11 protein-coding genes are annotated in these 12,757 nt (G+C 44.3%); 8 read left to right on the top strand and 3 right to left on the bottom strand.

Features of this window, described 5'->3' with window-relative positions:
• Window positions 1-84 precede the first annotated feature (84 nt).
• Window positions 85-1,467, bottom strand: a complete 1,383-nt coding sequence (gene nhaC / locus MIS45_RS03920; protein WP_249451078.1) for a Na+/H+ antiporter NhaC — start codon at window positions 1,465-1,467, stop codon at window positions 85-87.
• A gap of 122 nt (window positions 1,468-1,589) precedes the next feature.
• Window positions 1,590-2,780, bottom strand: coding sequence for an amino acid aminotransferase (locus tag MIS45_RS03915; RefSeq protein ID WP_249451077.1), 1,191 nt, complete (start codon window positions 2,778-2,780; stop codon window positions 1,590-1,592).
• Window positions 2,781-3,436: 656 nt separating this feature from the next.
• Here MIS45_RS03915 and metK point away from each other — a divergent pair.
• The 8 genes from metK (at window position 3,437) to MIS45_RS03875 (ending at window position 11,323) form a co-directional block, all read left to right on the top strand.
• Window positions 3,437-4,606, top strand: coding sequence for a methionine adenosyltransferase (gene metK / locus MIS45_RS03910; RefSeq protein WP_249443336.1), 1,170 nt, complete (start codon window positions 3,437-3,439; stop codon window positions 4,604-4,606).
• 146 nt (window positions 4,607-4,752) lie between these two features.
• Window positions 4,753-5,016 (top strand): accessory factor UbiK family protein, encoded by a 264-nt coding sequence (locus MIS45_RS03905; RefSeq protein WP_249443334.1) that lies wholly within the window; start codon window positions 4,753-4,755, stop codon window positions 5,014-5,016.
• A 10-nt stretch (window positions 5,017-5,026) separates the two neighbouring features.
• Window positions 5,027-6,526 (top strand): YifB family Mg chelatase-like AAA ATPase, encoded by a 1,500-nt coding sequence (locus tag MIS45_RS03900; protein ID WP_249451076.1) that lies wholly within the window; start codon window positions 5,027-5,029, stop codon window positions 6,524-6,526.
• A 122-nt stretch (window positions 6,527-6,648) separates the two neighbouring features.
• A complete protein-coding gene (locus MIS45_RS03895; RefSeq protein WP_249451075.1) occupies window positions 6,649-7,782 on the top strand; it encodes an SPOR domain-containing protein in 1,134 nt (377 codons plus the stop codon).
• Between the two features lie 22 nt (window positions 7,783-7,804).
• On the top strand, window positions 7,805-8,515 hold the full coding sequence (locus MIS45_RS03890; protein ID WP_249451074.1) for a thiol:disulfide interchange protein DsbA/DsbL: 711 nt from the start codon (window positions 7,805-7,807) through the stop codon (window positions 8,513-8,515).
• 67 nt (window positions 8,516-8,582) lie between these two features.
• Entirely contained in the window at window positions 8,583-9,404 is an 822-nt protein-coding gene (locus MIS45_RS03885; RefSeq protein ID WP_249451073.1) for an undecaprenyl-diphosphate phosphatase, read from the top strand.
• A 213-nt stretch (window positions 9,405-9,617) separates the two neighbouring features.
• Entirely contained in the window at window positions 9,618-10,394 is a 777-nt protein-coding gene (map, locus tag MIS45_RS03880; protein ID WP_249451072.1) for a type I methionyl aminopeptidase, read from the top strand.
• Between the two features lie 191 nt (window positions 10,395-10,585).
• Complete coding sequence (locus MIS45_RS03875; RefSeq protein WP_249449301.1) at window positions 10,586-11,323, top strand: lysophospholipid acyltransferase family protein; 738 nt, start codon at window positions 10,586-10,588, stop codon at window positions 11,321-11,323.
• A 92-nt stretch (window positions 11,324-11,415) separates the two neighbouring features.
• Here MIS45_RS03875 and MIS45_RS03870 read toward each other — a convergent pair whose 3' ends face one another.
• The gene (locus tag MIS45_RS03870; protein WP_249451071.1) at window positions 11,416-12,675 is read right to left on the bottom strand and encodes a murein hydrolase activator EnvC family protein; all 1,260 of its coding nucleotides are present in this window, start codon (window positions 12,673-12,675) and stop codon (window positions 11,416-11,418) included.
• Window positions 12,676-12,757 lie beyond the last annotated feature (82 nt).

Below are 12,757 nucleotides of genomic sequence, written 5' to 3'. Positions count from 1 at the left end.
ATAGTTGTTTAACGGAAACGCCTGCTGTATATGAGTATAAAGGCAGCCTGAAAACTTTTCAGGCTGCCTTTAAATTAATGACAATTAATTTTTCACTTTGCTAATCGTCAATCCCGTGAAACCAAACACTAGTGTCAGCAATAAACACAACCAGCAGAAAAATGCGTATGGCATGTAATCCATCACACCAACACCCAATACTTTGGCGATAAATACGCCACACACGCTCCATGGTACGAGTGGATTGATGACAGTGCCTGCATCTTCCAAAGTGCGTGATAAATTACGGTGATGCAAACCGAGTTTGTCATACACAGGTTTGAAGGTTTCGCCAGACAATAAAATAGATAAATATTGTTCGCCAATCAGTAAGTTCACACCCAATGATGTCATGGCAACGGAAAATGTGGCGCGACCTGCGGTAATGAGAAAACGGCGCATTGCGTCTAATAATGCCGGAATAATGCCCAAGGCAAACAATAATCCACCTAAACTCAATGCCAAAATCACTACGGTTTGCGTGAAAAACATACTTTCTAAACCGCCGCGCTGGATAAGGCGTGCCACTCCTTCGCCCAAGTGTTCGGATTTATAACCACCAAAAAACCAACCGCCCAGTTGTCCCAAATCGGGGGCGCTGTGCATAAAGGTAATACCAATAGATAAAGCTATCGTTGCCAGCATTGCCAAAATAGATTTGATTCTGCACACAGCTAATACAACTAATAAAATAAATGGCAACAATGCATAACCGTGTACCAAACCGCTTTCTTGTAATTGATTTTGCAAGGCAACCACGCTGTTCAGGCTGCCTGAACCCACATCGGGTACTACCCATAACAATAACCCTGCGGTCAGCAATAATGCAGGAATGGTGGTGTATGCCATGTTTTTGATGTGTTCAAATAAATCTATGCCTACGATGGTGGCGGCGATACCCGTAGTATCAGACAATGGCGACATTTTATCGCCAAAAAATGCGCCAGAAACCACAGCACCTGCGGTAATGGCAGGGGCAGCCTGAAACGCTTCGCCCATGCCCATAAAGGCGACACCGACAGTCGCACAAGTGGTCAAACTGCTGCCAATGGAGATACCGATGATGGCGCACAATAAAAATGCAGATAAATAAAAATATTCAGGGGAAATCAGACCAAAACCGTAATACATCAACGTGGGAATCGCGCCACTCATCATCAAGGCGGAAACCAGTAAGCCAATAAAGAAGAATAAATACACCGCACCCATGCCCTGCTCTACCGACGCTGCCATGCGTTTGGACATTTCTTCCCATTTTGCACCACGCACCAAGCCATACAATAATAATGCGATTAACGCGAGCAAAATAGATAAATGCGGCATCCACCCTAGTGCAATGATGGTGTAACCCATCGCAACAATCATCAACAAAGTTGTGATTACCGCTTCTTGCAAGGATAAATTTAAAAGTGATTGTTTAGAAATCATGATTTTTCCTTTGTTTTGAAAAAAGGCAGCCTGAAAAGATAGATAATTTGTTTTCAGGCTGCCTTATTTTAAAATCCATATTGTTTAATCATTTGAAACACTTATCAACTCAATACAGATTTTTATTCTGCAAATACAGTTGCCAGCGCATTGGCTACGGTATCAATATTGCTGTCGTTCAATCCTGCGATACACAAGCGACCTGTGTCCAGCACATAAATCGCAAATTCATCACGCAAACGATGCACTTGTGCCACGCTCAACCCCGTGTAACTGAACATACCACGTTGTCTGATAAAATAACTGTAATCCTTTTCAGGCTGCCTTGCACTCAATACATCATATAATTTTTGTCGCATAGCACGAATACGGTCGCGCATTTCATACACTTCATTTTGCCATTGCGCCGACAAATCTGCATCGGATAATACATTGTATGCTGTTAAGCCACCCTGCGCTGGTGGACTAGAATACATACGGCGCACGGTTAATTTCATTTGTCCCAAAATCAGTTCTGCTTCATCAGCCGTTGCCGCAAGTACCAATAAACCGCCTGTACGTTGTCCATATAAAGACATATTTTTGGAAAATGAACAGCTAGCAAATACAGGTAAATTTAAATCAACCGCACGGCGAATAGCATACGCATCACTATCAAAAGTATCGCCAAAGCCCATGTATGCAATATCCATAAATGGAATCAATTTGCGTTCTGCAACAATTTTCAACACCGTATCCCATTGTTCTACTGATAAATCTACACCAGTTGGATTGTGGCAACACGGATGCAGCAAAACAACATCGTTTTCAGGCAGCCCTTGCAAATAAGCACACATTTCATCAAATTTCACACCAATGGTTGCCGCATCATAATAAGGATACGTTTCAACCGTAAAACCTGCGCCCATGAAAATGCCACGATGATTATCCCAAGTCGGGTCGCTGACATGCAATTTGGCATTGGGAAACCAGCGATGAATAAAATCTGCACCCAAACGCAATGCGCCTGAACCACCCAAAGTTTGGACAACAGCAACGCGCTTGGCTTGTAATGCAGGATTATCCGCACCCAACATTAATTGACCAAGCTGCTCACGAAAACCTGCATGTCCTTCCATCGGCAAATACGCTTGCGTTTTAATGCCCAATCTTTCACTTGCAACGCGAACGCTTTCGGGCAATGGCATTTTGCCTTCATTGTCAAAATAAATCCCAATAGACAAATTAATTTTATTGGGGCGTGGGTCTTGTTTAAAAGTTTCCACCAAACTCAAAATCGGGTCGCCAGCATAGGCTTCAACGTGTTGATACATGATTTTTCCTAATCAGTTGCAGAAGAAGATTGATATATCGTGTAGTATAAAGGAATCTCGGGCAATTTTGAAAATGCTTGTATCAGTATAAAAATCTTGTACTATGATATTTTCAGGCTGCCTTTTGATTGTTTATATACTTTATCAGATAAAAATACCGCAAAATGTTTATTTTACAGCATAAAGTATTTTTGTTAAGAAATGTTGTGGATGAATATTAGGCAGCCTGAAAAGATAGGGATTGAATTAAGAACCTGTGTTCATAATCTTAATAGCTTGCTTTTATCGCCACTTCATACGACTACTGCGTTGGCTTCCCACGCCAATATGTTCAATATTGGCGTGGGAAGCCGCCTTGTATTCGCATGAATTGACAATAAAATCAAGCTATCAATCTTACGAACACAAGTTCTAAAAGTACAGTGATAGTGTTTTTTCAGGCAAAATCGTCAAATAATAAAGAGAAATAAAGCGAATTTAGCGCAAAATTCAATCATACCCAAATTATCATTAGCTCCTAAAATATAGACAAATAAAACAGATAAGGCTATCCTTACCATTTCAAATTTTTTCTTTCAGGCTGCCTATTTTTAACCAAAGTCATGCTAATGCAGCCTGAAACTCCTTATTCAACTACACGAAAGCATTTCCCAATTATGAGCGAATATTTATTCACATCAGAATCCGTATCCGAAGGACACCCAGACAAAGTTGCTGACCAAATTTCCGATGCAATTTTAGATGCGATTTTGGCACAAGACCCCAAAGCGCGTGTTGCTGCCGAAACATTGGTCAATACAGGTTTGTGCGTATTGGCTGGCGAAGTAACCACCAGCGCACAAGTAGATTACATCAAAGTAGCACGCGAAACCATTACTCGCATTGGCTACAATTCTTCCGATATGGGCTTTGATGCCAACGGTTGCGCTGTGATGATGTGTTACGACCAACAATCGCCTGACATCGCGCAAGGCGTCAATGAAGGCGAAGGCATTGACTTAAACCAAGGTGCTGGCGACCAAGGCTTAATGTTTGGTTATGCTTGCGATGAAACACCCACATTAATGCCATTTGCCATTTATTACAGCCATCGCCTGATGCAACGCCAAAGCGAAGTTCGTAAAAGTGGCTTATTGCCATGGTTGCGCCCCGATGCCAAAGCACAATTAACTTGTGTGTACGACAGCGAAACAGGCAAAGTCAAACGCATTGATACCATCGTATTGTCTACCCAACACGACCCCAGCATCAGCCACGAAGATTTGTGCGAAGCCGTCAAAGAACATATCATCAAGCCTGTATTGCCCGCCGAAATGCTGACAGCCGAAACCAAATATTTGATTAACCCAACAGGTCGTTTTGTAATTGGTGGACCACAAGGCGATTGCGGTTTAACAGGACGCAAAATCATTGTGGATACCTACGGCGGTGCAGCTCCACACGGCGGCGGCGCGTTTTCAGGCAAAGACCCCAGCAAAGTGGACCGTTCCGCTGCCTACGCTTGCCGTTATGTTGCCAAAAACATCGTTGCCGCAGGTTTGGCGACACAATGCCAAATCCAAGTATCGTATGCGATTGGCGTGGCAGAACCGACTTCCATCGCCATTGACACGTTTGGCACAGGTAAATTAAATGAAGCTGAATTGATTGCATTGGTACGCGAACATTTTGATTTGCGCCCCAAAGGCATCATTCAAATGCTGGATTTGATGCGCCCAATTTATTCCAAATCAGCCGCTTACGGACATTTTGGTCGAGAAGAACCTGAATTTACTTGGGAAAAAACCGACAAAGCAGCTGTTTTGAAAGCTGCTGCAGGTTTGTAATGTTTTCAGGCTGTCTTTTGAAGATTGTGTGAAAAAAAGCAGCCTGAAAAATACATAAAATTGATATATTGAGATTTTCAGGCTGCCTGATATCCTATTCATGATAAATGCAGCCTGAAAAATATGATTCTGCCAGAAAGCATAATATGATTGCCAAACAACTCTTTGAAGAAGCCACCAACAAAATCAGCGATACACTCGCCAATAGCCCTTTGAAAGACATGGAGAAAAACGCCAAAGCCATGATGAGTGGCGCGTTCAACAAAATGGATTTGATTACACGCGAAGAATTTGATGTGCAACAGCAAATCCTGATTAAAACGCGCATCAAATTAGTGGAATTGGAAGCTAAAATCGCTGCATTAGAAGCCAAATTAGGCGAAACCGAAACACCAAACGAACAAGCATAAGGCAGCCTGAATGAGCTTTGCCATCGTCAATAGCCGCGCATTAAGTGGCATGAACGCGCCCTTGGTGGAAGTGGAAGTCCATCTCGCCAACGGTTTGCCACAATTCAATTTGGTCGGTTTACCTGATACCGAAGTGAAGGAAAGCCGCGACCGTGTTCGTGCCGCCATCATTCAAAGTGGCTTTGATTTTCCCGCACAAAAAATTACCGTCAATCTTGCGCCAGCCGATTTACCCAAAGAATCCGCTCGTTTTGATTTACCGATTGCAGTGGGCATTCTCGCCGCATCGGCACAAATCGCGCCCGATGCGTTGGCAGATTATGAGTTTGCAGGCGAATTGGCATTATCGGGTGCGCTGCGTCCTGTACGGGGCGCGTTGGCAATGGCGTGGCAAGGCAAACAAGCCAATCGTGCGTTTATGTTGCCGCAGGAAAATGCTGCCGCAGCTGCTGTAATTGGCGACATTTGCGTATTCGGTGCCAGCAGTTTGAGCCAAGTTGCCGCGCATTTAAATGGCACACAACCTTTGTCGCCACAACGTCCACCCGAATTTTTCAGGCAGCCTGAAAACACACAATTACCCGATTTACGCGATGTTAAAGGGCAACACACCGCGCGTTTAGCATTGGAAATTGCTGCGGCAGGCGGACACAGTTTATTGATGATGGGTCCACCGGGGACGGGAAAATCCATGCTCGCGCAACGTTTGCCGTCTATTTTGCCGCCTTTATCCGATGAAGAATTGATTTCCGTGTGGGCATTGCGTTCTTTGTTACCGAATTTTTCAGGCTGCCTGAACGATGCACGCCGCCCGTTTCGCAGTCCACATCATTCCGCCAGCGCAGCCGCATTGGTTGGCGGTGGTTCAGACCCCAAACCTGGGGAAATTTCTCTAGCGCATCACGGCGTATTATTTTTGGACGAGTTGCCTGAATTTGACCGCAAAGTATTGGAAATGTTGCGCGAACCATTGGAAAGTGGCGAAATTCATATTTCACGCGCCAGCCGACAAGCAACTTATCCTGCCCAATTTCAATTGGTTGCGGCGATGAATCCCTGTCCATGCGGTTATTTGGGACACCCAGCCAAACCTTGTCGCTGCACGCCCGATGCGGTGCAACGATACCGCGACCGCATTTCAGGTCCCTTGCTTGACCGCATTGATTTGACGATTGAAGTGCCTGCGCTACCTGCCGCCGATTTAATCAACGCGCAAATGGGCGAAGACAGCGCAACCGTGTTGCAACGTGTTCAGGCTGCCCGCACCAAACAATTGGCGCGACAAGGCAAAACCAATGCCGCACTCAATCCCACCGAATTGGATACATTGGCAAATATCAGCCCCGAAGCCAAAAATGCACTGGGCGAAATGTTGGAAAAATTAAGTTTATCAGCACGAAGTTTTCATCGTATTTTGCGTGTAGCGCGAACATTGGCGGATTTGGCTGGCGATGAAGTGGTAACACGCGCCCATGTTTTGCGTGCGATTGGATTTCGGCGCGCGTTGTAATAGATAAAATGATAAAAACGACATTATCGCCCTAATGTTTGTTAAAATAAGCCATTTTTTCAGGCTGCCTCATTGCAAGGCAGCCTGAAACCCTGTTTCACGTTATCAGCAAAAGGCAAATTATGTATTCTCATCAACAACAAGGCAAAGGACTATTCAGCTTTTTGGCAGGTTGCGTGGCAGCCGTTGTTGCCATTGCTGGTATCCTGCTGACTTTAAACATGAGCAGTAGCCGTGATTTCAAACAACCCGAACTAACCAACCGCACACAAATCCCCGAGGGTACACAAACGCTGACACCATTAGGTATTTCAGCCCCCACATTTGACGCACGCCAAGCATCGGGTGGAGAAGGCGAAATCATTAATGTGGCAGAAAACACTACAAATAAAATTACACCCAATTCGCGTGCAGAATATGGCAATGCCACACCCATTGATGCCATTTCTGTTCATGAACAAGATACTCCTGTGCAAGCAAGTAACCGAAATGTAGCACAAAATACAACACCTCAGCCACCTGTTACTACCGAGGTACCAGATGACCCTATTTTAGGCAATGCTGTTGCTGCTGCAACTACGACTACTCGTGTTAATGAAGTTAAACGTGAAACGGCACAAAAAGCGCAGCCTGCAAAACGTGAAACTCGTCAAGAAACTCGTCGTCGCCAACGCGAAGAAGATTTGGCTGATAATCAAGCCAAACCAACCGCAGAGCAAATTCTTAACGCAGGCAATTTAGAAAAAGCACAAGAAGTTGCTCGACGTGAAGCGCGTGAAAAACGTCGCCAGCAACGTCGAGAAGAAGCGGCTAAACGTCGTGAAGCGCAGCAGTTGACTGCAACAGAAAACAGCAAACAAGAACCTGTTCAGGCTGCCAATAAACGCACAACCGATGCAAACAAACCTGCTAATAATGAGCGTCGCGCTGCCACTAAAACAGAAACAACAAATAACGCACGTAAAACCACAACGCAACCTGAAAATACTGCAGAAATTGCTAAAAACGAAACCAAAACACGAACCAACCAACGTGCCAGCATTCAAGCAGGTGCGTATAACAAACGTGATATGGCAGATGCACAACGTGCCAAATTGGCATTAATGGGCGTACAAACTGATGTCGTAGAAGCCAAAACACCGCGTGGCAATACCATTTATCGTGTACAAACACGCGTGATGGATGGCAAACGTGCTGAACAAGTTCGTCAAAAACTGAACGAAAACGGCGTAAGCACTTTTACGCATAAACAATAACTTAACTCATCAAGGAAACTCTATGAAACTGAAAAAATTCTTTATTACTGCTGCTATTGCCTTGGGTGTTGCTCTGCCTGCAAGCGCAGCAACCGAAGGCGTTGATTACGAAGTATTGCCAGTAGAAGTAACGCCTATTTACAAAGACAAAATTGAAGTAACCGAATTTTTCGCTTACTGGTGCCCAACTTGTGCTTATGTAGAACCATTTTTATCTAAACATGCGCGTACTTTTGCATCAGATACCATTTTTCGCCAAGAACACATCGTCTGGGATGAAGAACGTGATTTGGGTTTTGCTCGTTTAGCCGCAGCAGTGAAACAAACAGGCGCAGGACACAAAGCCAATAGTGCCATTTTCAATGCCGTTGTAGAGCAGCGAATCAACTTAAGTGATGTAGATAAGTTAGCTCAATGGCTACCTGCGCAAACCACCTTTGATGGTAAAAAAGTTTGGGACGCGTATAACTCGTTCAGCAATTTGCCAGCAGCCAAACAAATGGGCGATTGGACGACACAATACAACATCAAAAGTACGCCAACTGTGATTGTTGGTGGTAAATATCATGTGCTTTTCACCGAAAAAGGTGGTGTAGAAGGCGGCATGAAAACCATTGACGAATTGATAGAAAAAGTCCGTCAAGAACGTGGCATGAGCAAACCTGCACCCAAAGCAGCACCTGTACCCGTAAAAAGTTGGGGCGCACGTTTGGTAGAAGCAGCCAATAAGTAATGCAGTATAAACTTTCAGGCAGCCTGAAACCTGTTTTCAGGCTGCCTGAACATTGAGTGATTAAAAAATGGATATTCTAACCATCTTCAAAGCCTTGATTTTAGGCATTATTGAAGGATTAACCGAATTTTTGCCGATTTCCAGCACAGGGCATTTGATTGTATTTGGCGACTTGCTCAACTTCAACAGCAATGGCAAAGTGTTTGAAATCGCCATTCAACTGGGCGCAGTGTTGGCAGTTGTATTTGAATATCGCCAACGTTTTGTTCACATTGCCAAAAATATCGGGCGCGATGCCGCTGCCAATCGTTTTGTGTTGAACTTGGCGATTGCATTTATCCCAGCCGCCGTGGTCGGCTTGATTTTTCGTAAAGCCATTAAAACCTATTTGTTCAATCCAATTAGCGTGGCGACTGCCTTGATTATTGGCGGTTTTATCATTTTGTGGATTGAAAAACGCATGGCAACGCGTGAACCCAAAGTCAAAACCGTAGATGAAATGCGCCCAAAAGACGCGCTCGCCGTTGGTTGTGCCCAAATTTTGGCGTTAATCCCCGGCACATCACGTTCAGGCAGCACGATTATGGGTGGTATGTTGTGGGGCATTGAGCGCAAAGCCGCCACCGAGTTTTCGTTTTTCCTTGCCGTACCGATGATGATTGCTGCTACTACTTGGGATATTTACAAAAACTGGTCGCTGTTTACCGTAAACGATATTGGCTTGATTATTATTGGATTTCTTGCCGCATTCGGTGCTGGTTTACTTGCCGTAAAAGCTTTACTCAAATTTGTATCCAGCAAAAACTATGTGCCATTTGCCTATTATCGCATCGCATTCGGCGGCTTGATTTGGCTAACGGCAACAATGGGCTGGGTAAAATGGAGTTAGGCATAATGTATGATAACTGTTATCATACATACAAATTAATTTAACTTGTTTTCAGGCTGCATCAATAGGCAGCCTGAAAATATAGTAAATTAAAATAAGAAATCTGCTTCGTTGCCCATGCCCTTATGTACTATTTGTACACGGCGGGCGTGGTCGCCTTGCATCTTTCTTATTTTACTTCACTATATAAAACATTAAGATAAGGAAATAAAAATGGCAGTCATCATTCATACGCCAGAAGAACAAGAAAAAATGCGTGAACTCGGTCGTTTAGTTGCCGAAGCATTGGATTATATTGGCGATTTTATTAAACCTGGTATTACCACCAATGAAATTGACAAATTGGTTTACGATTATCATGTTAATGTACAAGGAGGTTATCCCGCTCCCCTGCACTATGGTAATCCGCCCTACCCTAAATCTTGCTGCACCTCCGTCAATCACGTCATTTGCCATGGCATTCCAGATGACAAACCATTGAAAGAAGGAGATATTTTAAATATTGACTTAACCATCAAAAAAGACGGTTGGCATGGCGACAGCAGCCGTATGTTTACCGTGGGCAAAGTATCGCCACAAGCTCAACGCTTGATTGACGTAACACACGAATCCATGATGGCAGGCATCGCCGCCGTGAAACCAGGGGCAACTTTGGGTGATGTCGGTTATGCCTGTCAGCAAGTCGCTGAAAATGCAGGTTATTCTGTGGTACAAGAATTTTGCGGACACGGCATCGGACGCGATTTCCATTGTGAGCCACAAATTTTGCATTATGGTAAACGCGGTCAAGGTTTGGTACTCAAACCTGGTATGATTTTCACAATTGAACCGATGATTAATCAAGGCAAACGCCATTTACGTATTTTGGCAGACGGCTGGACAGTTGTAACCAAAGACCGCAGTTTGTCAGCACAATGGGAACACGAAGTATTGGTAACCGAAACAGGTTACGAAATTTTGACTGTTTCACCGCGCACGGGTCGCCCATAATGTTTTCAGGCTGCTTTTTTATAGTGAATTCAATTTAAACCAGTACAGCGTTGCCAGCTCCCTTATGTACTAGGTGTACACGACGGTCGCTGTCGCCTTGTCCTGATTTAAATTGAATCCACTATAGTGTTATTTGACCATGTAAACACGATAAAAGGCAGCCTGAAAACCATTTTTGAAAGATGATTTTCATGCTTTATATCCGAAATTTGATTTATTGGCTGGTGTTGATTGTTTCCATGCCCTTGATGTTTTTGGCAGCCATCATCGCCATGCCGTTCCCCAAAGGTATCAATCGCGTAGGACGTGAATGGTCAGCGATGTTGTTGTGGGTGCTGGATAAAGTGGTTGGATTGAAATATGTGGTGCGCGGTACAGAAAATATTCCGTCCACACCCGCCATTATTTGCGCTAAACACCAAAGTGGTTGGGAAACCTTTGCTTTACAACAAATTTTCCCCTTGCAAATTTATGTTGCTAAAAAAGAATTGTTCAAAATTCCGTTTTTCGGCTGGGCATTAAAAATGGGCAAAACCATTGGCATTGACCGAAAAGCAGGCAAACAGGCAACCGAGAAATTGTTGCAACAAGGTTTGGCACGCAAACAAGAAGGTTTTTGGATTGTGATTTTTCCCGAAGGCACACGTGTAGCTGCTGGGGAACGTGGTAAATACAAATTGGGTGGAGCTCGTATGGCGAAATTGTTTGAAATGGACATCGTACCAGTCGCACTCAACAGCGGCGAATATTGGGCGCGTAATGCATTTTTGAAATACCCTGGTACGATTGAAGTGGTAATTGGTGAGCCGATTTCACATACCTTGGGCGATGAAGCGGCATTGATGGCGGCGTGTGAAACGTGGATTGAAGCACGACAAGCGGAGATTTCTGGAAAAGGTCCATGTTATCGTCCGTCCCAATTATCATGATGCCGTAGATTCTTATCCCTTATTTTAAACGACCAAAATAAGGCAGCCTGAATGTTTTGCAAAGATTTCAGGCTGCCTTATTCAGTTTCACATTATCCATTAACCCAAGAACGTGGATTCATAGTGCGACCGCGATAACGCAATTCAAAATACAATCCCTGCTCCCCTGCTGGCAAAGTACCGCTGGTACCAATATTTTGTTGTGCGTTTACTTTGCTGCCATTACCCACCGCGATGCTGCTTAATCCAGCATACACAGAAACATAGCCTGAACCATGGTCAATAATCACTGTATTTCCATAGCCTGCCAACGGTGCAGCATACGATACTCGCCCTGCTGCCAAACTACGCACAGATGCAGGTGCTGTTGCCACAAATAAACCGCGCCAAGTACCACCTGTTGCACGCGCAGAACCATATGAACCCACAATCTGCCCCGAAACAGGCAAAGGCAAACGTCCTTGCTGACGACTGATTGTACTGCTTCCCACTCGTTTTTCAGGCTGCAATGCCAAATCTTCCGCTGTTAAGTTACCCGAACCACGTTTATTCGTTTGCCCACGACGTTTTGCAGCTTCCGCACGTCTTCGTGCCGCATCGGTTCGTGCAGCAGCTTCCGCTTTACGTTGTGCTGCTTCTTTTGCCGCAATTTGTGCAATCACTTGATTCAAACGTTTTTCATCTTCTCTCAAACGTGCAATGCGCTGTTGTCGATTATTGATTTCATTATTTAATTTGCGACTTTCCGCTTGTGCTTGGCTATTGGCTTGCCCCAAACGACGCAATTTTTGCTGTTGCGCATCTGTCAAACGACGCAAGCGAATCAATTCTGTATTGATTGCTTTTTCTTGTTCCGCCAGCTCTTTTTGTTGTTCACCTAAATTTTTAATCACTTGGTCATTGGCACGATTAATATGACGCGTATAGTTCAAAAAGCGACTTTTTTGATTGGCATCTGCATCTTTCAAAAACAAAACCACCGCATTGGGTTGGCGATTTTTGTAGTTACTTGTTACCAATCGCGCCACTTGTGCCTTGGTACTGGAAATATCCGACTGTAAACCTTCCAAAGTTTCTTGCAAGGCTTGCAATTTTTGCCATGTATCTTGCTGACGGCGCGTCAACGTATCTAACTCGCGCCGAGCTTGTGCCAAAGCAAATTTGGTTTGATTCAATGTTTGCTGCGTTTTGCGGTGCGCTGCTTGTTTGGCAGACAAATCTTTTTGCGCTGCTTGAATAGCCTGACGCACATCGGTTAATTGCCCCTGCGCTGAATTGGCTGCCATACTGGGCAACGCACCCAACAAAGCGAGACTTAACAACAAGGGTTTCACGGTTTTCATGGATTTCATGGCGCAAATTCAAATTAAGATAAAAAAGGGAATTATAACAGGATTGTAGCGCATACAAATGTTTGCTTATTTTGTCTTGCAA

This window comes from Wielerella bovis, from assembly GCF_022354465.1.
In the GTDB taxonomy this organism is placed as follows: Bacteria; Pseudomonadota; Gammaproteobacteria; order Burkholderiales; family Neisseriaceae; genus Wielerella; species Wielerella bovis.
This window is presented reverse-complemented; position numbering and strand designations above follow the sequence as displayed.